Here is a 23866-nt window from a genome sequence, read left to right on the forward strand (position 1 = left end):
ATTGAAACGCTTTGAAAAAGCATTCAGACATTATTGGAGGGCGTAAGTTAATGATTAATAGTACTGATTTTCGCACGGGTTTAACCATCGAAATCGACGGCAATGTTTGGCAGATTGTGGATTTCCAGCATGTAAAGCCGGGTAAAGGCGCTGCTTTCGTGCGCACGAAAATCAAGAATGTTGAAACCGGTGCAGTAGTTGAACGTACGTTCAACCCGAACGAAAAGATGCCGGCAGCACACCTCGAGACGCGCACTATGCAGTATCTCTATGAAGCTGATGGCATGTACACGTTCATGGACACGGAAACTTATGAACAGAGCGAACTCAACACGGAAACGCTCGGCGATGCACTGAACTACCTGAAAGAGAACATGGAAGTTAACCTCCAGACGTTCAAGGGCCGCATCATCGGCATCAGCCTGCCGAACTCTGTTAACCTCGCTGTTACGGAATGCGAACCCAGCGTTAAGGGCAACACGGCTACGGGCGCAACGAAGATGGCTAAGCTGGAAACGGGCTATGAAGTCCGCGTACCGCTGTTCATCAACGAAGGCGATGTGCTGCGCATCGATACCCGTACGGGTAACTACATCGAACGCGCATAATTAAGTTCACGATGTACGGTGACTGCCGCATCATTTATATGGTGCGGCAGTTTTTATCTTTGCGGATATTTTGCGAGAAACGGTATAAACTTGCATAATTTTGCAGGAATATGCCTGTTTATTCGCGAAAATATGTTATAATGAATCGGTTGTTTTGCCTATGGCAAAACATGAACAAAGGCGTTATAATAATATAAGAGTTAGTGTGCGTCATATGATATGGAGGGATTTGTAATGGATCAGGCAAAAGAAATGGTAAAGAAAGACAATTCTCTGGGTTCAATTCGCATCGCTGATGAAGTGGTCAGCATTATTGCAGGCCTTGCCGCAACGGAAGTTGAGGGCATTGCCGGCATGAGTGGCGGCATCGCTGGCGGCATTGCCGAGATGTTGGGCCGCAAGAACTTTGCCAAGGGCGTAAAGGTTGAAGTCGGCGAAAAAGAAGCTGCCGTCGACCTCTATATCATTGTGAAATATGGCGTGCGCATTCCGGATGTTGCTCTGGCAGCACAGGAAAATGTCAAGCAGGCCATTGAGAACATGACGGGACTTTCCGTAGTGGAAGTCAATATTCATGTACAGGGCGTAGGCTTCCCGGACGAAGAAGAAAAGACGGATGAGGTACGCGTTCGCTAAGACGAAGATAGCGGAAAGAGGCGTATTCTATGAGTATAATCAATCGTTTTTTGTTATTGCTGTTGTCCCTGACGGGAATCGCCTTGTCCGGAGCCGTGCTGGCGGCGGCTATGCAGGTGTTGCCAGAAAATGTTTGGCTCAAACAGTTGCATTTTGCCTTGGCACAGAAGGAAACACTGGTCATTTGTGTGGCAGCCTTGCTCATTTGTCTAAAACTGCTGTTGGCGGTGTTTTCCCGCAAGCCGGGTGAGCCGTCTACCAGCAAGGGCGAGTATGTGATTGATGCCGGTCCAAAAGGAGAAGTGCGGGTAGCGCTGGAGGCCCTGCGCAGTCTGGCAGATCGGATGGCGCGAGAGGTTCATGGTGTGCGCGATGCCAATGTGCGCATCAAGGCGAAGAACCCCAAGGAAGGCGAGGCCAGTCTGTCGCTCGATGTTGATTTGACGGTGGGCCGTGAGGCCGATGTTTCCCTGGTGGCCAAGACGCTGACGGACAGAGTACAGGAACATTTCCGGCGTACAATGGCACTGGAAGATGTACCGGTTAATGTAGTGGTTTCGGAGGTTTCCGATGTCCAGCCGGAGAAGAAACATCGTGTGGTCTAAGGCGGTGAAGGCATAGTGAAGGAAGATTTTGGACAGATGCTGGCCCAGCTATGGCAGAATCATCGTGGCAAGACCAGCGGCCTTGTGATTGGCATGCTGTTCGGAACAGCGATTCTGTGCTTTGGCTTTTGGCATACGTTCTTTGTCATCTGTTGCGGGCTTATCGGTTTATTTATCGGTTTGCAGCTTGATAACGGTGAGGATGCTTGGGCAAATATCCGCGAAAAGGTATGGACTTTATTGGAGCGTTTTCAACGCTAGGAATAGAAAAAAGATTTTAAGGAAGGTTAGTAATGAGTCGTAGACAAGCAAGAGAAGCAGCCCTGCAGGCGCTTTTTCAGTTAGATTTGAATCCGGGTGAGGAAGGGCAGCAGGAGCAGTATGAAACTCTCGCGATTGATACGGTGCTGGGCGAAGCGGAGAAGATGAGTGTCCGGGACCGGGAATTTGTAAGTACCTTGGTACATGGCACCCGCGCGCATTTAGCGGAGATTGACAGCCTGATTGCCGCCAGCTCCAAGGATTGGAGACTTGAGCGTATGGCAACAGTGGACCGCAATATTACACGGTTGGCAACTTTTGAGATTCGTTTCGCAGAAGAAACGCTTACGCCGAATATTGCTATCAATGAAGCTGTGGAACTGGCGAAAAAGTATGGTACTGATGATTCCAGCCGTTATGTCAACGGCATTCTGGGAGCAATGATGAAAGCCCAGTAAGGTGCAAAGACTGCCAGACCCATATCGGGGCTGGCAGTTTCGTGTGTATGGGGGAAAACGATGGCTGTCCATTCGGTAAGTGATGTCAACCGCTATTTGAAGGACCTGCTGGCAGGGGAACCTTTGCTGCAGGGAATTTCGGTACGTGGAGAAATTTCCAACTTCAAACAATACCCTTCCGGGCATTGCTATTTTACCTTGAAGGATACAAATTCGGCACTCAAATGCGTGATGTTCCGCAGTCGGGCGCAGTATCTGCGTTTTTTGCCGCAGAATGGCATGCAGGTGGTGGCTGGTGGCAGCATTGCGGTCTATGAGCGCGATGGCGTCTATCAGCTTTATGTGGATAGTCTGCTACCGGAAGGCACCGGCGATTTGGCGCTGGCTTTTGAACAGCTCAAGGAAAAACTGGCGGCTGAAGGGCTTTTTGACCCCGCAAGGAAACAGCCCTTGCCAGCGTTTCCAAAAAAGATTGGCGTGGTGACGAGCTCTGCCGGTGCCGTACTGCGCGATATTTATCGTGTTTCCAAGCGGCGCTGGCCGGGAATTCAGCTGGTTCTCTATCCCGTGCAGGTACAGGGGGAAGGGGCCGCTGAGCAGATTGCCCGCGGCATAGATTTCTTTGCTGAGGAATATGCTGTAGATGTCATCATTGCTGGCCGGGGCGGCGGCTCGATGGAAGATTTATGGGCCTTCAATGAGGAGCCTGTGGTGCGGGCCATTGCGGCCTGTCCTGTGCCGCTGATTTCGGCGGTCGGGCATGAAACGGACTTTACGTTGGCGGATTTTGCAGCAGATGTGCGGGCGGCAACGCCTTCGCAGGCGGCTGAACTGGCTGTACCTGACCGGTCAGAAGTTATGCGTCAGGTAGAAAATCTGACCGGTCAAATGACTCGTCAAGTGCAGCGTGAGCTTGCCCTGCGCCGTCAGCGGTTGGAAGGGCTGTTGAACAGCCGTGTAATGCGGGACCCGCAGAGCATGCTTGTTGAGCGGCGCCAACGGCTGGATTTCCTGCTGGCAGGTTTGCAGCGTACGGCCAAGGCGGAATTACAGGGTAAACAGCACAAGCTGGGCCTCATCTTAAACCGTTTGGCGGCCATTAATCCTGCTGCGGTTTTGGGCCGTGGTTATGGGATGGTCACCAAGCAGGATAAGCTCGTGAGCAGTATCCAGACTGTGGAGATTGATGATGAATTGCAGCTGACCTTTACGGACGGCCGTGTTCAGGCAAAGGTGCTGGCAAAGATAGGGAAGGGTGACGGATAATGCCGCGCAAGAAAGAACTCTCTTTTGAGGAATCGCTGGACAAGCTGGAAAGCATTGTTCAGCAGATGGAAAATGGCGACAGCAGCCTCAAGGAGTTGATGGATAATTACACCGAGGGCATGAAACTGGGCGAGGCTTGTCTTAAAGAGCTCAGTAAAGCCGAAGCGGCCATGGATTTGGTGGTTCAGGTGGATGACAAGGGCAAAATTGCGGAAAGCAAATTGGTAATAGAGGGAGAATGACCATGGAGTTAAAGAAAATCTGGCAGGAACGCAGTGCACTGGTTGAGGAACAGTTGGTAAAAGAACTGAACGAAGCAAATCCGTTGGATAAGACGCTTTGTGAATCCATGAAGTACAGCCTGATGGCGGGCGGCAAACGCCTGCGTCCGGTGCTGTTGATGGCAGCCGCTGATGCCGTAGGCGCAAAAGGAACGGATTACCTTACCACGGGCTGTGCCATGGAAATGATTCATACCTATTCCCTGATTCACGATGATTTGCCGGCTATGGATGATGACGATTACCGCCGTGGTAAGCTGACCAATCACAAGGTCTATGGTGCCGGCATGGCAACGCTCGCTGGTGATGCGCTGCTGACCCTGGCCTTTGAGGTCATGTTGCGTCAGCAGGGAGTCAGTGCGGAAAAACTCGTGCAGGTGGTACGGGAAATCAGTACCGCTGCTGGTCCGGACGGCATGGTGGGCGGTCAGGCGCTCGATATGGAATCGGAAGATAAGCAGATTTCCATGGAAACCATGAAAAACATCCATTTGGGCAAGACTGGTGCCCTGTTCCGCGCGGCTATCCGCAGCGGCGCTATCTTGGGCGGTGCCAGTGAAGATGAGTTGCAGGCGCTTACGGTCTATGCCGATAATTTTGGCCTGGCCTTCCAGATTACAGATGATATTCTGGATGTCATTGGGGACGAACAGGTCATTGGCAAACCGGTAGGCAGTGATGAAAAGAACCATAAATCCACCTATGTAACGCTGACTTCGCTGGAAGAGGCGCAGAAACTTGCGCAGGAGGCAGTGGATACGGCCATCGATGCCTTGAAGATTTTCGGTGAGGAAGCAGATTTCCTGCGGGAATTGGTGGCTTTTCTGGTGAAACGCAATAAATAATGGGGATGTGCGCATGACAATGTATCCGTTACTGGAAAAAATCAAGGAAGCAGCAGATATCAAGCGATACAGTGTAACAGAATTGGAAAGGCTGGCTATGGAATTGCGGGCCTTTATCGTAGAGACGGTGTCTGAAAACGGGGGACACTTGGCACCGAGCCTGGGAACCGTAGAACTGACGCTGGCGCTCTACAGTGTATTTAATTTTCCCAAGGACAAACTGATTTGGGATGTAGGCCATCAGGCCTACACCCACAAGATTCTCACGGGACGCCGGGAAAGATTCCATACCCTGCGCCAAAAGGGGGGCATTACGGGGTTTCCCAACCGCTTTGAGTCGGATTATGATGCCTTTGGCGTAGGCCATGCCAGTACTTCGATTTCAGCGGCTTTGGGCATGGCGATTTCCCGGGATTTAACCGGGCGCAACAACGAGGTTATCGCCGTTATCGGTGATGGTGCCCTGACCGGCGGGGAAGCCTTTGAAGCACTGAATCAGGCCGGCGATTTGGGTAAAAAACTCATTGTCATTCTCAACGACAATGAAATGTCGATTGATAAAAATGTCGGCGGGCTTAGTGATTACCTGTCCCGCATTCGCATTACGCCGCAGTACAACCGCGCCAAAAAGGATATGGGCAATCTCTTGATGAGCATTCCCCATATCGGCGACAAAGCCTTTAAAACCGCGCAGATTGTAAAAGACAGCGTCCGGGCGGCTTTGGTGCCGGGCAGTGTCTTTGAGGAAATCGGCTTTCATTATATCGGCCCGGTGGATGGACACAATATCAGCCTGTTGCAGGAGCTTTTCGAGCGGGTACGCGAGATGGATGGGCCAATTCTTATCCATATCCATACAACTAAGGGCAAGGGCTATGCGCCGGCCGAAATGGAACCGGACAAGTTCCACGGCATTGGCAAATTTGACCGGGAGACGGGCAAGTGCCCGCAAAAGACGGGGGCGCCTTCCTATACGTCTGTATTCAGCAAGGCCTTGATTGAGCTGGCCGCAAAGGACAGCAATATCACCGCAATCACGGCGGCTATGCCCAGCGGCACGGGCCTCAAGGCCTTTGGCGAGGAATATCCTGGCCGGTTCTTTGATGTGGGCATTGCCGAAGAACATGCGGTGACACTGGCGGCTGGTATGGCTGCTGATGGCAGGCACCCAGTGGTGGCGCTTTATTCCACCTTTGCGCAGCGTGCCTATGACCAGCTGATGCATGATGTTTGTCTGCAGAATCTGCCTGTGACCTTGTGCCTCGATAGAGCCGGGCTGGTCGGTGCCGATGGCCCGACGCATCATGGTGCGTTTGACTTATCCTATCTGCGGCATATGCCCAATATGACGATTTTTGTGCCCAAGGATGAAGCCGAGCTGCGGAATATGCTGGCCAAGGCAGTCAGCATGGACAGCCCCACGGCGGTTCGCTATCCTCGCGGTGCGGGCAAGGGCGCAGCGCTTGCGGCAGAGTTTGCCGATATTCCTGTGGGCAAAGCGCAGCTTCTGCGCGAGGGCAGCGATGTGGCTATTTTGGGTGTAGGCCCGCTGCTCTACAAGGCTGAAGAAACTGCCGATATGCTGCAACAGCAGGGCATTTCCGTTGCTGTGGTCAATATGCGCTTTGTTAAGCCTTTGGATACGGATATGATTAAGCGGCTCAGCCATGTGAAATTAATGGTTACACTGGAAGAAAACAGTCTGGCCGGTGGTTTTGGCTCCGCTGTAGCGGAATACCTGATGGACAGCGGTTTAAGCCGCAATTTGGATTTACTGAGGCTGGGCTTGCCGGATAAGTTTATCGAGCAGGGCACGCAGGAAGAACTCTTGACCCTTTGCGGCTTGCAGCCGGAGCAGATGGCAACGAAGATAAAGGAAAGATTGAACTGATGGCAAAACAGAGATTGGATATGCTTTTGGTGGAGCGTGGTCTGGCAGGCAGCCGGGAACGCGCCAAACGCATGATTATGGCCGGGGAAGTCCTCGTAGACAATCAGAAGATAGATAAGGCCGGCGCTACGGTGAAGGCCGAAGCGGAAATCCGCCTGCTCGGCAGCGATATTCCCTATGTCAGCCGCGGCGGGTTGAAACTGGCCAAGGCCATGAAGGAATTTGGTGTGGAGATTACCGGCAAACGCTGTGCCGATATCGGTGCTTCGACCGGTGGTTTTACAGATTGCATGCTGCAAAATGGTGCGGTACAGGTCTTTGCCATTGATGTTGGCTATGGCCAGCTGGCCTGGAAATTGCGTACCGATGAACGCGTGGTCAATATGGAGCGCACCAATATCCGCAATGTGACGCTCGAAGACATTGGCACGGCACTGGATTTTGCCTCCATTGATGTGGCGTTTATTTCGCTGACCAAGGTATTGCCGGTGACGTACAGCCTGCTCACGGACAGCGGGGAAGTGGTGGCGCTGATTAAGCCGCAGTTTGAAGCTGGCCGGGAAAATGTGGGCAAGAAGGGCGTTGTTCGTGACCCCAAAGTGCATGAAGACGTCATTCGCAAGGTAACGGCCTTTGCGCGGGAATTGGGCTTTGTCACCATGGCCCTGACCTATTCGCCGGTAAAAGGGCCGGAGGGTAATATCGAGTATCTTATCCGCCTGTCCAAGGATAAGGCGCAGGAAGATACGGTGACGGAGGAGCGGATTGTCACGGTGGTGGCGGAAGCTCATGGAGAACTGGATAAGTAAACAAACAGGCAGATAAGGAGCTGAATCTTTATGCCGATTAAGACGATTGCCATATTTCCCAATGTCAGCAAACCTCAAGCCCCGGAGGTATTGCGGCGGATTTTACAATTTTATCAGGATAAAGATGTGCAGCTGATGCTTCCTGTGGATGAGTCCCGCTATTTTGATTTGGAATACTTAGGCGTGCCGGATATCGAAAAAAAGACGGCGGATATTGCCTTGTCCATTGGCGGTGATGGTACCCTTTTGGGCGTCTGCCGCCGTTATGGTGCCATGGCCGTGCCGGTCTGCGGCATCAATATCGGTACTTTAGGTTTTATGGCCGATATTGAGCTCAGCGAACTGGAAACGAAGCTGCAAAAGCTGCTTGATGGCGATTACCGCATTGAACATCGGCTGCTGCTCGCGGGCTTTGCCAAATCGGACGGCGAAGAACGCTTCTTAGGTCATGCCATCAATGATGTGGTTATCACCAAGGGCGGTGTGGCGCGTATGCTGCATTTGGGGTTATCCATCAACGATTCCCATCTGATGGATTACAAGGCCGATGGCGTAATCGTATCCTCGCCGACTGGTTCTACCGCTTATTCCCTGTCAGCCGGCGGGCCGATTATGAGCCCATCCATACAGGCGCTGCTCGTCACGCCCATCTGTGCCCATACCTTTAACATACGGCCGTTGGTGGTCGGGGAAGATGATGTGGTGCACATTAAGATTGCGGCAATCCATCAGGATATTCTCGTGACCTTTGATGGCCAGGAAAGCTTCCGTCTGTTGCCAGGCGATGAGGTAACCGTGATGAAGTCCACGGTACAGGCCGGCATTATCAAATTTGAAGACAAGGATTATTATCAGATTTTAAGAACAAAACTTTGGAAAAACAATGGGGTGGAATCATGAGCTCGATGAAAGGAAATAAGCGTGAAGGTGAAAAGGTGAAAAGTGTTCGCCAGGCCGTGATAAAAAACATCATCGATCGGCAGATCATTGAAACGCAGGAGGATTTGGCTGAAGCCTTGCGGCAGGAGCGGATTAAGGTGACGCAGGCCACCGTTTCCCGGGATATCAAGGAAATGATGCTCATTAAAGTCCCCACTGGAGATGGACGCTATCGTTATGCCTATCCGATGAATAATACGGTTATTTTTACGGAAGAACGCATGCAGCGCTTGTTTCAGGATACCGTGCTTGGCTGTGACTACAGTGAAAATATCGTTGTGCTGAAAACCCTGCCCGGCGGGGCGAATACGGTGGCTTCGGCGCTTGACCATGCCAACTGGCCGGAGGTGCTGGGCACCGTCGCCGGCGACGATAATATCTTCATCATTGTAAAGCCCAAGGATGCAGCTCCGGACGTTACACAGCGGCTGCTGGCTTTCTTGAACTAAAGGAGACGCATGGGAATGCTGAAAACATTAACGGTTTGGAATTTTGCCTTGCTGGAACATGTTCAGGTGGAATTTGGCGAAGGGCTGAATATACTGACTGGTGAAACCGGTGCAGGCAAGTCAATCCTGATAGATGCTTTAGGTGCCATTTTAGGACAGAGAGTTTCCTCGGATGCTATCCGTACCGGTTGCGAATGGCTGCGGGTAGAGGCTGTCTTTACGCTGGATGATGAATCCTTAGGGCTGCATGAGTTGCTTTCTGGTCAGGCCATTGATGACTCGGAGGGCTTATTAATCATCACGCGGCAGGTGACCAAAGGCGGCCGCAGTATGGTGTTGGTCAATGGCTGTCATGTTACGCTGACGATTTTGAAGCAGATTGGTGCCTTTTTGGTAGATATTCACGGCCAAAATGAAAATCTGGCCCTGCTGAAGGAAGAAAGCCAGTTTGCCCTGCTTGACCAATATGACCCGGATGTAACGGAGGCGTTGGCCGGTTATAAGCAGCTTTTTGGCACCTGGCGGGAAAAGAAGCAGGAGCAGGCGCAAAAAGCGCAGGCTGCCAGGGAATACGCACAACGGCTGGATATGCTGCGCTGGCAGGACAAGGAAATCAGCGAAGCGGAACTCAAGGAAAATGAGGACGAGGAACTCGATGCGGAAATACGCAAACTCTCCCATGCTGAAAAAATAGCGGGATTTGTGGAAGAATCCTATAATATTTTGGATGTGGGGGTCGGTGGCAGTGCCGTACTTACAGCCGTGGCCAAGGTCAAGAAGAACCTTGAGGATATGAGCCGCTATGATGACAGCCTCGACAATACCTATACGATGGTGGAGGAGGCCTATATCTCCTTGCAGGAGGCCGCTGGCGAGCTGCGGGATTACGGTGAGTCTTTGGAATTCCAGCCCGCGAAACTTGACAAATTACAAAGCCGTATGGATGTTATCGACCGTCTGTGCCGGAAATACGGGGCTACCATTGCCGATGTGCTGGAACATCAGAGCAAGGTACAGCAGGAGCTCATGGATATCGAAAATTATGATGACGATATGGCAAAGCTCGAAAAAGAAATTGCGCTGCTCGAAGAAAAGCTGGGCAAAAAGGCCGCTCAGCTTACCGGCCTGCGACAGCGGGCGGGGGCAGAACTGGCTGCGGCTATTGGCAGCCAGCTTGCCGCCCTGGGCATGCCACAGGCAGCTTTCCATATACGCGTGGAACCGGCAGAAAAATTCCTGTCTAATGGTGCCGATAACGTAGCGATGTACTTTTCGGCCAACCCTGGCGAGGAAGAAAAACTGCTGTCGAAAGTGGCCTCCGGTGGTGAGCTTTCCCGTATTGCCTTGGCCATCAAGACAGTGGCCGCTTCAAGGGATTCCTCTGTGCCCAGCATGGTCTTTGACGAAATCGACACGGGGATTGGCGGCCGCACAGCGCAGATGGTGGCCGAGCGCATTGCCCTTGTGGCACAGTATAAGCAGGTGCTCTGCATTACGCATTTGCCGCAAATTGCCTGCATGGCGGATATTCATCTCTACATTGCCAAGACCAGCGCCGGAGAGTCTACGGTTACGCAGGTACGCCCGCTTACTGAGCGCGAGCGCATCAGTGAGATTGCCCGTATGGCTTCCGGTGTGGATGTGACTACTGCTTCCTTGGATAATGCTAAGGAAATGGTGAGTCATGCAAAGCTTACGAAGCAGAAATTTGCAATGAACACGCCCGAATGAATACCATTGGCTGTTGTTCGTATATTCCTCCGTTTAAATTGACGCCCGGTGGCTGATAATACTTTTCCTTTGCTTAGGCAGGCTTGCCAAACGCGATGGTAAAGTATCATCAGCCACCGGGCTTTATTGCGTATAGTAATAACATCTATGTACTTAGTCATACTGTTGTGTTAAAATGAAAACAAGAGAAGCGACAATCATAGGAAGATGGGAGGGGTTGGATGCCGGAGTTGAGTCGGTTTGGTGGCATGGTCATTTATATGTTGTTTTATGATGTAGGCCAACACAATAAACCTCATGTACATGTTTATTACGGGGAATATGAAGCGGTGGTAGCTATAGATGGGGAATTATTAGCAGGGGCTTTGCCGCGAAAACAATTGAAAATCGTGACGGGTTGGTTAGCCTATAATGAAGAAAAAGCATACAAGGCATGGAATCAGGCTGTTCGTGGTGAGCACTTTGATAAAATTCCACCGATGGAATGAGGTGATGATATGTATGTGAAAGATGAAGTATGCTATGCTGGAAGTTTGGCAGAGAACATAAAGGTAACTGAGGCAAAGCCACTGCGTGGTGGCATGTTGTTGGTCACTTTTTCCACCGGAGAACGAAGACTATTCGATACGACATTACTTAAAGGTGCTGCCTTTAAGCCATTGGCGGATGAAAGCGTGTTTAACAAGCCGGTGATATTTCATGGGGCAATTACGTGGAATAATGGCGAGATAGATATTGCACCAGAAAAAGTTTATATGGATAGTTATGTTTATGATGATGTGGCAGTATAAAATACTTTTTTACTGTTAGTACATTCACCTGCTTAAATAGATGCCCGTGGGGCTGGCAATATTTTTCCTTCGCCATAGACAGGCTTGTCAAAAGCTGCGGAAAAATACTGCCAGCCCCACGGGCTTAGTGTATTATATAGTAAACGTTCTTAGAAAGTTCTATTGCGGGTCTTGAGCTAGGAGGGGGGCAAGTTCTGCTTCATCCGGCGTGATGTAGAGGGTTTTCTGATTGGTGAAGATGACGAAACCGGGCTTGCTGCCGGAGGGCTTTTTGACGTAACGGATTTCGGTATAATCCACAGGTACCTTGGATGAACCCTGTGCCTTGCTGAAGTGGGCAGCCAGCTGGGCACATAATAGAATCGTGTCTTCACTGGGCTCGATGCCGCCGTTGCGCAGGATGACGTGGGAACCGGGGATGTTCTGCGTATGGAACCAGGTGTCGTTGAAGCTGGCGGTTTTGCAGGTCAGTTTGTCGTTCTGGTAGTTGTTCTTGCCCACGAGAATTTGCGTGCCATCGGGAGCGGTGAAGCGGAACGGGTGGGAAGGTTTGTCGTTGTTCTTGCGTTTGAGCTTTTCGCGCAGGTAACCGCCTTCCACGAGTTCATTGTGGATTTCGGCGATTTCGCCAAGGCTGGAGGACGCCATTAGCGAGGCTTCAATGCTTTCTAAGTAGGTGATGGAAGCTTCGCATTCCTGCCGCTGAACCTGCAGGAGTTCCTGTGCGCGCTTGAGTTTATCGTATTTTTTGTAGCAAAGCTGCATATTCTGAATGATGGTATAGCGCTGGTCGAGAGGAATGGTGATTTTCTCGCCGGTTTCGCTGTAAATATTGGCGACCGTTATAGCAGCATCCTCGTGGTCGTTGTACTGATACTGATAGGTCATCAGATTATCACCACGGATTTTGTATTCTTCAGCATTTTCAGCGGCGGCAATTTCTTCATCGAGCTTGACCAATTTGTTTTCTGCGCGGTGCAGTTCATTTTTGACGAGTTTCTTGAACCGGTCCTTGTCTGGCAGGACATAACTTCCCGCTAAAGCACTAGCCTTTTCGAGCATGGCGCTAATGGATTCAAAATTAAGTGTAATGGCTTGTGGCAAATAGTGCAGGGGGAAGGAGGCCATGGCCAGCACTTTTTGGTGTTCGTCGAGAAGAATTACCGGTGCAGCCTGTTCCTGGCTTGCGGCATCGCGCACTTCAATGAGGGCATTTTCGAGGGACTGATAGTCGGCATCGTCCAAGGTGTTTAAGCGTGTGCTAGGAGCAAGTCCGGCACTAAAGCAGACTTCTTTGGCTGAAATGGGGCCAAAGCCCATGCAGGTCGCCAAAAGTGCCTTGTCGATACGTTCTTCGGGGGAGAGCTGGCGCAGTTTTACGATAACGTCTGTCATGGGCGTGGTAAAGATATCCAGCTTATCCTGTCCCGGGGGGAGTTCGTAGGTGTCACCGGGCAGGACGGTGCGCACGCGGCTGCTGTTGGTGCCGATTTTGCGCAGGGCGTCAATGATTATGCCATCCTGCACGAGAATCATATTGCTGTATTTGCCCATCAGTTCCATAATCAGGGTTTTGGTTACGATTTTGCCGCCCGCCGCAATGGAATCTACATCCATCAGCAGAATGCGGTCCAGGCCATGCTGTCGGATAGCGGCAATGCGGCCGGTTTCGAGCTGCTTGCGGAGCACCATACAAAAGACCGGTGGTTCCGGGGGATTTTCCAGATTCTTGGTCATCAGATGCGCCGCGGGATTCTGGGAATTGATGCAGATATGCAGCTGCTGGTTTTGTCCTGGCTGACGAATGGACAGGACAATGGATTGTTTATTGGGCTGGGTTATTTTATCAATGCGGCCGCCAGCCAAGGTGTTGTTTAACTCGCGCACCAGCGGACGCATGGAAAAGCCGTCAAGACTCATGATTTCTTCTCCTTAAAGTTACAATTAAATAGCATAAATTTCATTATAGCATTTCCCCTCATGCAGGGTCAAATTTTGCTAAGCGAATGCGGCAGATTTTTTTGCTAGAAACCTTTTCAGCTGCGGTGGTTTGCGGTATAATGTGAAAGTTACTATATCATTCAAGCAATTATTTTTTATGGGAGGAACGTATGGAATCTTTTATGGGGGCGTTAGGGCTGTATGGCCTCGGAACGCTGGCGCTGATTTGGCCTAAGCGGCTGGAATTAGCTGCCCATTATGTGTCCATGGGGCTGGCGGTTATAGCCAGCCTTATGGTGTTGGGACTGGCCTCACAGGAACTTTTGGGGCTGGCAGGAAGCGGCATGCTGCAGTTTGGCCGTTACTCGCTGGTGATTGACGGCTGGGCAGCGGCTTTCCTCGTGATTATCGGCCTGTCGGGAACGGCGGTCAGCCTGTATGGCATGGGCTACGGCCGGGGCTATTTGGGTGCCCGCATCCGTCAGCTGACGGGGCTTTGGAACCTCTTTTTAGGCTCGATGGTCCTGGTGGTGCTCGCAGGCGATGCCTTTACCTTTATTCTGGCCTGGGAAGTTATGGCGCTGGTTTCTTTCCTGCTCGTGAATCACGAGAGCGAGAAGAAACAGGTGGTCAGTGCCGCTTACCAGTATATGGTCATGACTCATTTGGGTACAGCGGCCATTTTGATGGCGTTTTACCTTTTGGGCAGCGGAGCAGAGAGCTTTGCTTTTGCCGATTTGGCGCATAGCGAATTGCCGCCGATGCTGAAACATATTGCCTTTGGCTGTGCTTTTGCCGGCTTTGCCTTGAAATCCGGCCTGATGCCTTTGCATGTATGGCTGCCCAATGCACATCCGGCGGCACCTTCCCATGTGTCGGCGCTCATGAGCGGTGTCATGCTCAAGGTGGCGGTTTATGGTTTTGGCCGTTTCGTCTTTGAATTTATCGGTGCCGATGTGTTTGCCTATGGCCTTATCGTCATGGTGGTGGGGTTGGTATCGGCGTTCCTGGGGGTGCTCTATGCGTCCATGGAAAAGGATATGAAACGCATTCTGGCCTATTCCTCCGTGGAAAACATGGGCATCATCTTTGCCGCCTTTGGCTGCGGTATGATTCTGGTGGCATTGGACAGACCTTATCTGTCGGTGGTCGCGTTTACGGCGGTGCTCGTACATTCCTTTGCCCACAGCCTGATGAAATGCCTGCTCTTTATGAGTGCTGGTGCGGTTATGCATGCTACGGGCACGCGTAATGTGGAACTGTTGGGTGGACTCTTAAAGAAGATGCCCTGGACGGCGGCATTTACGCTGGTGGGTTCCATGTCGCTGGCATCTCTGCCGTTTACGGGCGGGCTGGTCGGTGAATGGCTGACCTTGCAGGGCATGATGACGCTGGCCTATGAATCCGGCACGCCGGAACTGCGCCTGCTCGTCATCTTTGCCTTTATCCTGCTGGGGCTTACGGGCGCTTTGGCCCTGGGCTGTTTTGTGCGGCTCTATGGCGTGACCTTTTTGGGACGCCGCCGCTCCAATCTCGTGCTCAAAGCACACGAAATGCCCTTTACCATGCTGGTTGGCATGGGGCTGGAAGCATTGGCGATTCTCGCCATGGGCATTATGCCGGCACCGGTTGTCAATCTTATGCGTCATGTGCTCGTGACGAGTCCGTTGGCGATTCCTGCCGGTGATGTTATCGGTCTGTGGTGGAACGGCGGTCAGTCGGAGTCGGTGTTTAATCCGCTGCTGATTCTGCTGGCGGCCTTGGTGCTCACAGCACTGTTGCTCATGACCATCAGCAGCGACAAGATTATCGTCCACCAGGATGTGACCTGGAACTGCGGTACGGAACCGACCCGCCGCCAGCAGTATACGGCGACAGGTTTTTCCAAGCCCTTGCGCCGTGCCTTTGACTTTATCTTGAAGCCACGCCGTGAGCGCGTTTTCCTGCAGCGGGACCATGCGTATTTTGGCCGCAAGCTTCATTATAATCTGCTGATTCCTGACCAGTTTACGGACAGGCTTTATCGTCCGGTCGAACACATTATGGTCAAATTGGCCGATACCCTGCGCATTGTGCAGCAGGGCAGTGTGCGGCTCTATATCGGTTATACCATGATTGCGATGGTTATTGTCTTGATTTGGGGAGGGTTATAAGATGGCACTTAGTTTTTATCATGCCGCTGTGCAGGCGCTCTGTCTGCTCATCTGTGCTCCCCTGATTGCCGGAATCGTCAACAAGACCAAGGCGTTTTTGCAGAAACGGCAGGGAGCCAGCATCTTTCAGGAGTATTTTGACCTCTGGAAGTGGTGGCGCAAGCCGGTTATTGTGACCAAATACACCAGCTGGGTGTTTTTGGCGGCACCTATCGTCTATCTTGTGACGAGCATTATGGCGGCCATGATGCTGCCGGGGCTTTTGCAGGGCAATATCCGTTTTGGTGATGCCTTTGTCTTTGTCTATGTGCTGGCTTTGGGGCGTTTCTTTATGACCTTGGGTTCGCTGGATTCAGCTACGGCCTTTGGCGGCATGGGCGGTTCCCGCGAAATCTATATTTCCGTATTGGTGGAACCGGCTGTAATGCTCGCGGTGCTCTTAAATGCCTCCCGCTACGGCTCGACCATGCTCTCGCAGATGGTCATTGACTACAATGCCTTTTACTTCACCGTTCCGGCGGTGCTGGGCAGCGTGGCGTTCTTCCTCGTGATGCTGGCGGAAAACAGCCGGCTGCCGGTGGACAATCCGGATACACATTTGGAACTTACCATGATTCACGAGTGCATGACGCTGGAATATTCCGGACGCCTGTTGAGCTACATCCATTTGGGAAGTATGCTCAAAATGCTGTCCTTCTTCGTGCTGTTCGGTGCGCTTTACCTGCCTTTGCCGCTGCCGATGGTGGTCAAGGTACTTATGACGGCGCTGCTGGTTGGTTTAGTGGAAATCCTGAACAATAAGATGCGTCTGTTCAAGGTTCGTGTTTATTTGGCGGCAGCGGTTATCATGCTGGCTGTTGCGATTATTGCCCAGTAAGCTAAGGAGGAAAAATGGAATATTTAGTCGTTCTGCTCCTGGCGGTGGTCTATTTCCAGACCCGGGTGATGGAGCTTAAACGTTCAGTTGTCTGCCTGATGGCACAGTCCGCCATCATTGCCTGCGCCTGCCTGCTGGCCGGGCTCAATCATGGCCTTATGCATGCCCTTATTCCCTTTGCCCTGACCTTGGGCGTTAAGGTGCTCTTTATCCCGATGGCCATGCTGAAATTAATCAAACGGATTACCGACGAACGGGAAATCTTTTCCGATATCAATGTGAATTATTCGACCATGGCGGCGGCAGCCTTTTTGGTGTTCGGCTATGTGCTGGGCAGCCGTTTTATGCTTGACCCCTTGGCACGGGATTTCTTTGCTGCGACCATCATGATGATTATGACGGGGCTGGCCCTCATGGTCATGCGCAAGCGGGCCATTTTGCAGATGTGCGGCCTGATTACCTTGGAAAACGGCATTTATCTGCTGGGCCTGATTATCACCGAGGGGTTGCCGTTGGTGGTGGAACTGGGCGTATTTTTGGACGTGTTGATCGCTGTGGTCGTGCTGGTCATTCTCACCAACCGCATGAGCCTGTCCTTTATGACCACGGATACCACGGTAATGAGAAAGTTGAAGGGCTGAGGTAGTTTATGGAACTTTATTATATACTTGGGCTGCCGCTGCTCTTTGCAGTGGTGGCGGTCACAGGGCTGCTGGGGCTAAAGCTCCTGCACGTTGCCGACAGGCTGACGGCCACGGTGGTCTTTGGTCTGATTCTGCACATGGCGGCAGAATTTGCCATGCATCCCCATGAGCCAATCCGGCAGGGATTTTTCTATGTGGATTCGCTGAGCATTTGGATGCTCGTCATTGTCGGTGCGCTGTACCTGGCTTTTGCCTGGACCAGCAAAGCGTACCTGGAACGCGATACCAATATCCGTTATGGATACTTGCGCCGCTTTACCCATTTGGAAGGACGTTTCTATGCGTTGTCGCATCTTTTCGTCTGGACGATGATGCTGGTGGTGACGGTGGACAGCTTAGGCCTGATGTGGGTAACCATTGAGGCGACCACCCTGGTATCGGCACTGCTCGTAGCATTTAAATTCACCCGTACTTCGCTGGAAGCGGCCTGGAAATACGTTATGGTCTGCACCGTGGGCATCTGTCTGGCTCTTTTGGGTACGATTATTCTCTACTACGGTCAGCTGCAAGCTATGGGCGATGTGCTGCCGCTGAACTGGGAATTTATGAAAGTTCATGCCGATATGCTCGACCATGATGTGGCAAAACTCGCGTTTTGCTTCCTCTTTGTGGGCTATGGCACGAAAATCGGCCTGGCACCTATGCATGCCTGGCTGCCGGATGCTCATTCGGAAGCACCGGCCCTCACGAGCGGTCTGCTTTCCGGTGCGCTCTGTATCTGTGCGCTCTATGTGCTTCTGCGCGCTACGGCGATTGTGATGCCCGTGGTGGGGCTTGATTTCATCAGCTCCATGTATGTGGGCTTTGGCCTGCTGACCATTGCATTGGCTGTGCCATTCGTGGTGGTGCAGCGTGATGTCAAGCGTATGCTCGCCTATTCCTCGATGGAAAACTTCGGCCTGCTGGCCGCAGGTTTCGGCCTCTTTATGCCGTTGGCGGCAGAGGCGTCCCTTTTGCATATGTTCAACCATGCCTTGGTTAAATACATGCTGTTCTATACGGCCGGTACCATTATGGAAACCTATGCGACGAAAAATATGATGCGCATTCATGGCATGATGCAGCAGGCACCCAAAACGGCGATGTTCTGGCTGCTCGGCATTGTGGGCATCTTGGGGATGCCACCGATGGGGGTATTTTTCAGTAAGTTCTACATCATTGCCAGCTTCTTCCAGGCACATCATCCGTATTTAGGGATTTTGGCGCTCGTGCTGCTGGCCGGTATGCTGATTGGTATTCTTTACCATGCCATGCGCATGCTGGGCGGCAAACCGACCCGCAAGGCGGCTGGTGAACTGATGGGCAAACTGGACAGCTGTGTATTGCTGCTGATGTTGGCCATCAGCGGCGTAGTAAGTGCCTTTGCTTATGAGCTTCCCTATGTGGGAACGCTTTTGACTGAGGCGGCAAAAGTGGTCATGGGAGGTGTACAGTAATGGCGGATTGGTCTTTGAAAGTCGTAAAACCGGAAAACTTCCGCGGCACGGCCAATATCCTGTCCAACGGTGGTAAAAATCCGTTGACGGCGATGTTTGGCCGGGATGAAACGGAAAATCCCGAAGTAAAGGGGTATGCGATTTACGCTGTTTTTGAAAATCTGAGCGAGCATAAAATGGAGGCAGTTAAGGCTGTCTTCGGTGAAGGGGAGTCCCTGTGCTATGAATCCCTGACCAGTGTGATTCCTGCCGCCGTTTGGTACGAACGTGAGATTCAGGATATGTTCGGCATTGTGCCGCAGAATCATCCCGACCCGCGCCCGCTTGTCCTGCACGATACCTTCCCAGAGGGCTTTTATCCTCTGCGTAAGACTGTGGCTAAAGATGCTGACGTGCATGGCAGCCGCCGTATGGATATGAGTGTGGCCAAGGGCGAAGGCGTTTATGAAGTGCCGGTTGGTCCGATTCATGCGGGCATTATCGAACCGGGGCACTTCCGCTTCAGTCAGGCCGGTGAATCCATGCTGCAGCTGGACGCCCGTCTGTTCTATACCCATCGTGGTTTGGAAAAAATCATGGAAGGCAAGACGCCCGAAGAAGCTCTGCCCATTGTCGAGCGTATCTGCGGTGCCTGCACCATTGCTAATACCTGGAGCTTCTGTCAGGCGGTGGAAAAAATCGCTGGCGTAAAGGTTCCGCGGCGGGCGGAAATCATTCGCACGCTGCTGATGGAAATTGAGCGCATCACCAACCATGTGGGCGACCTGGGCAATATTCCCGCCGGTGTGGGCTTTAATCCGGCCATCAGCCTTGGCGGCCGTACGAAGGAAATGCTTATGCGCCTGCAGGAACGCATTGCGGGCAACCGCTTCCTGCGCGGTGTAATCGTTCCCGGCGGCGTGCGTCAGGATATTGACAGCGCCTTGCTCAACGATATCGCCGATATTATGGATAAAACCAAGGCCAATGTCAGCGATTTAAGCGAAATGTTTGCCCAACAGGCCAACTTCCAGAACCGCGTGCGCACCACGGGCGTTGTGCGCAAAAATACCGCCGTGGATTTGGCGATGGTCGGTGTCGGCGCAAGAGCCTCGGGTTTTGCCCATGACAGCCGCAAGGATTTTGCTTATGGCCTTTATCCGGAACTCGACTTTAAGCTCGTGACGGAAAAGACCGGCGATGTGGCCGCAAGACTGGCTCTGCGCATTGCGGAATTAAAAGAATCCTTTGCTCTTGTGCAGCAGCTTTGCAATCTGCTGAAGGCGGACAAGTCAAATGACCCGTCAAATCTGACCGTTCAAATTGACTGGTCAACTGTAAGTGGTGAGGATTGGGGCCTTAGCGAATCGGCACGGGGCAGCAACTTCCAGTTTGTGGCCCTGCAGGATGGCAAAATTGACCGCATCTTCGTCCGCAGTGCCTCCTATCCGAACTGGCCGGCTGTGACCATTGCCGTGCAGGGAGATATCATTCCGGACTTTCCGTTGATTAACAAGAGTTTTGAACTGTGTTATGCGTGCATTGACCGCTAATTTTGAGGAGAGTTTATGTTTAAGGTAATAGAACGCTTATTAGGCGATAAAATCGCCACCGAAAATATTTCCCTCACCGGCAGTGCCCGCTTTCGGGGAAAAATCACGGGCGATTGCCCGGAAAATCTGCGCACGGATTGTGCCAAGGCATGCCCCGTGGGAGCCTTTAAGGTCACCAGTGAGGGACAGGGCTATGCCATTGACTATAAAAAATGCCTGTTCTGTGGCAAATGCGTCGAAAAGGCTATGGGCAGCCTGCAGCACAGTCGTGATGAGGCCCTGCCGGTAATCACCGAAGATGCTGCCGAGATTACGGCGGAGGTCATCAAGCAGAAATTAGGCCGCAGTCTGCATGTGCGCCATCTAGACGCTGGTTCCTGCAATGCCTGTGACTTCGAGATGGGCGCGATGTCCAATCCCATCTATGATTTGCACCGCTATGGTGTGCATGTGGATGCATCGCCCCGTCATGCTGACCTCCTGATGGTCACGGGCGTGGTGACGAGAAACTTGGAGCAGGCACTTAAAATGTCCTATGAAGCCATGCCGGAGCCAAGACTGGTTATGGCATGTGGTGCCTGCGCAGCCGGCGGTGAAACCTACGGCGCCAGCTACGCTATTGTAGGTGCAGCCGATAAGGTGGTGCCGGTGGATATCTACATCCCCGGCTGCCCACCAAGACCCAGTGCCATGATTGCCGGGTTACTGGCAGCGGCAGATATGTTGGCTGAGCGAATGTAAAATTTAGGCAACAAAAGAAGCCTGTGTATCAATGTCCTGCATTGGTACGCAGGTTTTTTGGCTTGTTGAGGGTAATAAAAAAGCAATGGCGAATAATTGTTTTCGTCATTGCTTTCTTTTGTAATATTATTCTGCATCAAACAGCGGCAGTGCTTCGAGGAAGATGATATCCTTGCGCTTGGCAGCATCGCCTTCAGCGAGTACGCAGGCTTCGCCGATTACCTTGCCGCCTGCTTTTTCTGTGAGTTCAGTCAGGGCTTTCATGGAGCCGCCGGTGCTGATTACATCGTCCAGGAGCAGGACGTTTTTGCCTTTGAGGCGGTCAACATCTACGCCGTCCAGGCAGAGTTTCTGTACCCCCTTGGTGGTGATAGAAATATCTTCGACCCAAACAGCGTTTTCCATGTAAGCCTTGACGGATTTGCGGGCTACCACATAGCGTTCCATACCCAGCTCGCGGGCAAGGTCAGCAGCCAAAGGGATACCTTTGGTTTCAGCGGTGAGAATTACGTCCGTGTCTGCGGGAATCTTTTTTGCCAGTTCCTTAGCGCAGGCCAGCGTGAGGTCCGGGTCACCGAGCATGATGAAGCCGGCGATTGCTAGTTTGTCCGTGACGTTCAAAATCGGCAGGGAACGTTTGCAGCCAGCTACGGTCAGTTCATAAAATCTATTAGCCATAATTCATTAATCTCCTCGTCTGAGAAATTTCGCATATTGCAGAACTATTATACGCTCTTTGGGAGAGAAGTGCAAATATTATTGTAAGAAAATCAAAAAATTGGTAGAATAGGGATAAAATGTTTATTCGTAGCAGTTAAGGAGGCTTTTTCTTGCGAATTTTATTATCCAATGATGATGGCATTAAGGCGGCTGGGATTGAGGCGCTGGTGCGGGCTTTGCATAAAGAGCATGAGATTATTGTTTCGGCTCCGATGAAGCAGCAGAGCGGCATGAGCAACGCTCTGACCATCGGGACTCCTATTGAAGTGGCTCGGGATAAGATGCTGGAGGAAAAGTACGGCATTGAGGCTTGGGCGGTAGGGGGCACGCCTGCTGACAGTGCTAAACTATATATTGAAGCGTTTATGACGAAAGACAGACCTGTGGATCTGGTGGTTTCTGGTATCAATCATGGCGCGAATCTGGCCACGGATATTATTTATTCGGGGACAGTGGGCGCGGCGATGGAAGGTTATTTCCATGATATTCCTTCTTTTGCCTTGTCTTTGGATACAGCCAGTAAACTGACTTATGATGAGGCTGCAGAGATATTTGCCCGTGACCTGGCTAAGCTGATGCCAGACGCTGGAAAAGTGTTTCTGTATAATGTCAATTTTCCGCTATTTCTCAAAGATGGGTTGCCACAATATGTGTATGGACGTCAGGGAAAGCGTGATTATCTCAATGCGTTTACCAGAGAAGAACGAGACGGAAAGGTTTACTACACAATGGCCGGGGAAGTTTACGATTCGGATAAAGGCAGTGCCACGGATATTTATGCGACGGAGCAGGGCTATATTTCGATTACGCCGCTCGTGGCGGATATGACGGATTATGTGGCGCTTGACCAGCAGCTTGAAAAATAAGGTGACGGACGCAGGCTTTTCGTGCTACAATTGAGGTTGAGATTTTTCAGTGTATGTTTGGCTTTTATGGGGAGGCTTTTTACATGGAATCAATGATTAGAGATATTAAACTTGCATCAAGCGGTCATGATAAAATCGAATGGGTAAAGAATTTTATGCCGGTTATGCGTGCTGTGGATGAGGAGTTTTCCAAGACAAAGCCCTTTGCTGGCAAGAAGATGGTCATTACCCTGCACTTAGAAGCCAAGACGGCTTATATGGCAGAGGTCTTTATGCATGCTGGTGCTGAAGTGGCCATTACGGGCAGCAATCCTTTGTCCACGCAGGATGATGTGGCGGCTGCTCTTGTGGAGGATGGCGTAAATGTCTTTGCCTGGCATGACTGCACGGAAGCAGAATACTTTAAGTTCATTGATGAAGCATTGAAGATTGAGCCGGATTTCATCATTGATGATGGTGGTGATTTGGTGCATGCGCTGCATACGACGCATCGCGATTTACTGCCGAAAATCGTTGGCGGTTCCGAGGAAACGACTACGGGTGTACACCGTTTGCGTGGTCTGGCACAGGAAGGCAAGCTGGAATTTCCGATGATTGCGGCAAATGATGCCTATATGAAGTTCTTGTTTGACAACCGTTATGGCACAGGCCAGTCTACCTGGGATGGCATTATGCGCACGACGAATCTCGTGATTGCGGGCAAGACTGTGGTCATCGCCGGTTATGGCTGGTGCGGCAAGGGCGGCGCTATGCGTGCACGTGGCCTCGGTGCAAATGTCGTGATTACGGAGGTTGACCCGATTAAGGCCATTGAAGCGGTCTTTGATGGTTTCCGCGTAATGCCGATGGATGAAGCCGCGAAAATCGGGGATATCTTCCTGACGCTTACGGGCGATAAGGATGTTATCGTGAAGCGTCATTTTGAATCCATGAAGGATGGCGCAATGCTTGCTAACTCCGGTCATTTTGACTGCGAAATCAATATCCCGGAACTGGAGAGCCTGTCCCAGTCCCGCCGCAAGGTGCGCAATAATATCGAAGAGTTCCTGCAGAAAGATGGTCGCAAGATTTATCTGTTGGCAGAAGGCCGCCTCGTAAATCTGGCCGCTGGTGATGGTCATCCTGCAGAAATCATGGATTTGTCCTTTGGTGTGCAGTTCTTCTCGATGATGCATCTTTTGGAACATGGCAAGGAACTCAAGAAAGAAGTTCATCTGATGCCCAATGAAGTCAATGTGAAACTGGCCGAGCTGAAATTAAAGTCTTTGGGGATGGCGATTGACACGCTGACGCCGGAACAACGGGCATATCTCAATTTGGAATAAA

The 23866-nt window shown here is 51.6% G+C and carries 25 protein-coding genes; 23 read left to right on the forward strand and 2 right to left on the reverse strand.

Annotation, left to right across the window (positions count from 1 at the left end):
- Positions 1-50: 50 nt before the first annotated feature.
- The 15 genes from efp to G598_RS0109045 all read left to right on the forward strand — a co-directional run bounded on the left by efp (position 51) and on the right by G598_RS0109045 (position 11570).
- Complete coding sequence (efp, locus tag G598_RS0108975) at positions 51-608, forward strand: elongation factor P (RefSeq protein ID WP_026766683.1); 558 nt, start codon at positions 51-53, stop codon at positions 606-608.
- Between the two features lie 234 nt (positions 609-842).
- Positions 843-1244: an Asp23/Gls24 family envelope stress response protein gene (locus G598_RS0108980; protein WP_419185354.1), complete on the forward strand. Its 402-nt coding sequence runs from the start codon at positions 843-845 to the stop codon at positions 1242-1244.
- A gap of 29 nt (positions 1245-1273) precedes the next feature.
- Positions 1274-1849, forward strand: coding sequence for an alkaline shock response membrane anchor protein AmaP (amaP, locus tag G598_RS0108985; protein WP_026766685.1), 576 nt, complete (start codon positions 1274-1276; stop codon positions 1847-1849).
- A gap of 15 nt (positions 1850-1864) precedes the next feature.
- The gene (locus tag G598_RS0108990; protein ID WP_037363753.1) at positions 1865-2110 is read left to right on the forward strand and encodes a DUF2273 domain-containing protein; all 246 of its coding nucleotides are present in this window, start codon (positions 1865-1867) and stop codon (positions 2108-2110) included.
- 32 nt (positions 2111-2142) lie between these two features.
- Complete coding sequence (nusB, locus tag G598_RS0108995) at positions 2143-2568, forward strand: transcription antitermination factor NusB (protein WP_026766687.1); 426 nt, start codon at positions 2143-2145, stop codon at positions 2566-2568.
- 60 nt (positions 2569-2628) lie between these two features.
- Positions 2629-3834, forward strand: coding sequence for an exodeoxyribonuclease VII large subunit (xseA, locus tag G598_RS0109000; RefSeq protein ID WP_026766688.1), 1206 nt, complete (start codon positions 2629-2631; stop codon positions 3832-3834).
- Positions 3834-4076, forward strand: a complete 243-nt coding sequence (gene xseB / locus G598_RS0109005) for an exodeoxyribonuclease VII small subunit (RefSeq protein ID WP_026766689.1) — start codon at positions 3834-3836, stop codon at positions 4074-4076. Before xseA ends, xseB begins: the two co-directional genes overlap by 1 nt.
- Positions 4073-4960, forward strand: coding sequence for a polyprenyl synthetase family protein (locus tag G598_RS0109010; RefSeq protein ID WP_026766690.1), 888 nt, complete (start codon positions 4073-4075; stop codon positions 4958-4960). Before xseB ends, G598_RS0109010 begins: the two co-directional genes overlap by 4 nt.
- A gap of 13 nt (positions 4961-4973) precedes the next feature.
- Positions 4974-6851: a 1-deoxy-D-xylulose-5-phosphate synthase gene (gene dxs, locus G598_RS0109015; protein WP_419185355.1), complete on the forward strand. Its 1878-nt coding sequence runs from the start codon at positions 4974-4976 to the stop codon at positions 6849-6851.
- Positions 6851-7660 carry a TlyA family RNA methyltransferase gene (locus G598_RS0109020; protein WP_026766692.1) on the forward strand — a complete coding sequence of 270 codons (810 nt, stop codon included), beginning with the start codon at positions 6851-6853 and terminating at the stop codon, positions 7658-7660. The genes dxs and G598_RS0109020 overlap by 1 nt, the downstream gene beginning before the upstream one ends.
- 30 nt (positions 7661-7690) lie before the next feature.
- Positions 7691-8560 (forward strand): NAD(+)/NADH kinase, encoded by an 870-nt coding sequence (locus G598_RS0109025; RefSeq protein ID WP_245582785.1) that lies wholly within the window; start codon positions 7691-7693, stop codon positions 8558-8560.
- 35 nt (positions 8561-8595) lie between these two features.
- Positions 8596-9048, forward strand: a complete 453-nt coding sequence (gene argR, locus G598_RS0109030; RefSeq protein WP_026766694.1) for an arginine repressor — start codon at positions 8596-8598, stop codon at positions 9046-9048.
- 15 nt (positions 9049-9063) lie between these two features.
- Entirely contained in the window at positions 9064-10779 is a 1716-nt protein-coding gene (recN, locus tag G598_RS0109035; protein ID WP_026766695.1) for a DNA repair protein RecN, read from the forward strand.
- 221 nt (positions 10780-11000) lie between these two features.
- Positions 11001-11267, forward strand: coding sequence for a DUF4160 domain-containing protein (locus tag G598_RS0109040; protein WP_026766696.1), 267 nt, complete (start codon positions 11001-11003; stop codon positions 11265-11267).
- A 9-nt stretch (positions 11268-11276) separates the two neighbouring features.
- Positions 11277-11570: a DUF2442 domain-containing protein gene (locus tag G598_RS0109045; protein WP_026766697.1), complete on the forward strand. Its 294-nt coding sequence runs from the start codon at positions 11277-11279 to the stop codon at positions 11568-11570.
- A gap of 159 nt (positions 11571-11729) precedes the next feature.
- Here G598_RS0109045 and G598_RS0109050 read toward each other — a convergent pair whose 3' ends face one another.
- The gene (locus tag G598_RS0109050; RefSeq protein ID WP_026766698.1) at positions 11730-13490 is read right to left on the reverse strand and encodes an Rqc2 family fibronectin-binding protein; all 1761 of its coding nucleotides are present in this window, start codon (positions 13488-13490) and stop codon (positions 11730-11732) included.
- Between the two features lie 191 nt (positions 13491-13681).
- Between G598_RS0109050 and G598_RS0109055 the strand changes: the two genes are divergently transcribed.
- The 6 genes from G598_RS0109055 to G598_RS0109080 are packed head-to-tail and all read left to right on the forward strand — an operon-like array spanning position 13682 to position 20954.
- Entirely contained in the window at positions 13682-15664 is a 1983-nt protein-coding gene (locus G598_RS0109055; protein ID WP_026766699.1) for a proton-conducting transporter transmembrane domain-containing protein, read from the forward strand.
- Between the two features lies 1 nt (position 15665).
- Positions 15666-16541, forward strand: a complete 876-nt coding sequence (locus tag G598_RS0109060; protein WP_026766700.1) for a respiratory chain complex I subunit 1 family protein — start codon at positions 15666-15668, stop codon at positions 16539-16541.
- A gap of 14 nt (positions 16542-16555) precedes the next feature.
- The gene (locus tag G598_RS0109065) at positions 16556-17182 is read left to right on the forward strand and encodes a hydrogenase (RefSeq protein WP_026766701.1); all 627 of its coding nucleotides are present in this window, start codon (positions 16556-16558) and stop codon (positions 17180-17182) included.
- 8 nt (positions 17183-17190) lie between these two features.
- Positions 17191-18681, forward strand: a complete 1491-nt coding sequence (locus G598_RS0109070; RefSeq protein ID WP_026766702.1) for a proton-conducting transporter transmembrane domain-containing protein — start codon at positions 17191-17193, stop codon at positions 18679-18681.
- Positions 18681-20213 carry a hydrogenase large subunit gene (locus G598_RS0109075; protein WP_026766703.1) on the forward strand — a complete coding sequence of 511 codons (1533 nt, stop codon included), beginning with the start codon at positions 18681-18683 and terminating at the stop codon, positions 20211-20213. The genes G598_RS0109070 and G598_RS0109075 overlap by 1 nt, the downstream gene beginning before the upstream one ends.
- A gap of 15 nt (positions 20214-20228) precedes the next feature.
- On the forward strand, positions 20229-20954 hold the full coding sequence (locus G598_RS0109080; protein ID WP_026766704.1) for an NADH-quinone oxidoreductase subunit NuoB: 726 nt from the start codon (positions 20229-20231) through the stop codon (positions 20952-20954).
- Positions 20955-21080: 126 nt separating this feature from the next.
- Here G598_RS0109080 and G598_RS0109085 read toward each other — a convergent pair whose 3' ends face one another.
- Complete coding sequence (locus G598_RS0109085) at positions 21081-21632, reverse strand: phosphoribosyltransferase family protein (protein ID WP_026766705.1); 552 nt, start codon at positions 21630-21632, stop codon at positions 21081-21083.
- A gap of 152 nt (positions 21633-21784) precedes the next feature.
- On the opposite strand from G598_RS0109085, the gene surE reads away from it, so the two are divergent.
- Together surE and G598_RS0109095 are read left to right on the forward strand one after the other, a co-directional pair.
- The gene (surE, locus tag G598_RS0109090) at positions 21785-22540 is read left to right on the forward strand and encodes a 5'/3'-nucleotidase SurE (RefSeq protein ID WP_026766706.1); all 756 of its coding nucleotides are present in this window, start codon (positions 21785-21787) and stop codon (positions 22538-22540) included.
- Between the two features lie 83 nt (positions 22541-22623).
- Positions 22624-23865: an adenosylhomocysteinase gene (locus G598_RS0109095; protein WP_026766707.1), complete on the forward strand. Its 1242-nt coding sequence runs from the start codon at positions 22624-22626 to the stop codon at positions 23863-23865.
- Position 23866: the final 1 nt, after the last annotated feature.

This window comes from Selenomonas ruminantium subsp. ruminantium ATCC 12561 (genome assembly GCF_000424065.1).
GTDB classification, from domain to species: Bacteria; Bacillota; Negativicutes; order Selenomonadales; family Selenomonadaceae; genus Selenomonas_A; species Selenomonas_A ruminantium.

Bases quoted from the DNA above. Each gene is read 5' to 3' on its own strand.
- G598_RS0109085 (WP_026766705.1), bottom strand. From the start codon at position 21,632: ATGGCTAATAGATTTTATGAACTGACCGTAGCTGGCTGCAAACGTTCC.
- G598_RS0109045 (WP_026766697.1), top strand. From the start codon at position 11,277: ATGTATGTGAAAGATGAAGTATGCTATGCTGGAAGTTTGGCAGAGAAC.
- G598_RS0109080 (WP_026766704.1), top strand. From the start codon at position 20,229: ATGTTTAAGGTAATAGAACGCTTATTAGGCGATAAAATCGCCACCGAA.
- G598_RS0109010 (WP_026766690.1), top strand. From the start codon at position 4,073: ATGACCATGGAGTTAAAGAAAATCTGGCAGGAACGCAGTGCACTGGTT.
- G598_RS0109070 (WP_026766702.1), top strand. From the start codon at position 17,191: ATGGAACTTTATTATATACTTGGGCTGCCGCTGCTCTTTGCAGTGGTG.
- G598_RS0109050 (WP_026766698.1), bottom strand. From the start codon at position 13,490: ATGAGTCTTGACGGCTTTTCCATGCGTCCGCTGGTGCGCGAGTTAAAC.
- G598_RS0109020 (WP_026766692.1), top strand. From the start codon at position 6,851: ATGGCAAAACAGAGATTGGATATGCTTTTGGTGGAGCGTGGTCTGGCA.
- G598_RS0109025 (WP_245582785.1), top strand. From the start codon at position 7,691: ATGCCGATTAAGACGATTGCCATATTTCCCAATGTCAGCAAACCTCAA.
- xseA (WP_026766688.1), top strand. From the start codon at position 2,629: ATGGCTGTCCATTCGGTAAGTGATGTCAACCGCTATTTGAAGGACCTG.
- G598_RS0108980 (WP_419185354.1), top strand. From the start codon at position 843: ATGGATCAGGCAAAAGAAATGGTAAAGAAAGACAATTCTCTGGGTTCA.
- recN (WP_026766695.1), top strand. From the start codon at position 9,064: ATGCTGAAAACATTAACGGTTTGGAATTTTGCCTTGCTGGAACATGTT.
- G598_RS0109060 (WP_026766700.1), top strand. From the start codon at position 15,666: ATGGCACTTAGTTTTTATCATGCCGCTGTGCAGGCGCTCTGTCTGCTC.
- G598_RS0109075 (WP_026766703.1), top strand. From the start codon at position 18,681: ATGGCGGATTGGTCTTTGAAAGTCGTAAAACCGGAAAACTTCCGCGGC.
- G598_RS0109055 (WP_026766699.1), top strand. From the start codon at position 13,682: ATGGAATCTTTTATGGGGGCGTTAGGGCTGTATGGCCTCGGAACGCTG.
- G598_RS0109095 (WP_026766707.1), top strand. From the start codon at position 22,624: ATGGAATCAATGATTAGAGATATTAAACTTGCATCAAGCGGTCATGAT.
- xseB (WP_026766689.1), top strand. From the start codon at position 3,834: ATGCCGCGCAAGAAAGAACTCTCTTTTGAGGAATCGCTGGACAAGCTG.
- efp (WP_026766683.1), top strand. From the start codon at position 51: ATGATTAATAGTACTGATTTTCGCACGGGTTTAACCATCGAAATCGAC.
- dxs (WP_419185355.1), top strand. From the start codon at position 4,974: ATGACAATGTATCCGTTACTGGAAAAAATCAAGGAAGCAGCAGATATC.
- amaP (WP_026766685.1), top strand. From the start codon at position 1,274: ATGAGTATAATCAATCGTTTTTTGTTATTGCTGTTGTCCCTGACGGGA.
- nusB (WP_026766687.1), top strand. From the start codon at position 2,143: ATGAGTCGTAGACAAGCAAGAGAAGCAGCCCTGCAGGCGCTTTTTCAG.
- G598_RS0109040 (WP_026766696.1), top strand. From the start codon at position 11,001: ATGCCGGAGTTGAGTCGGTTTGGTGGCATGGTCATTTATATGTTGTTT.
- G598_RS0109065 (WP_026766701.1), top strand. From the start codon at position 16,556: ATGGAATATTTAGTCGTTCTGCTCCTGGCGGTGGTCTATTTCCAGACC.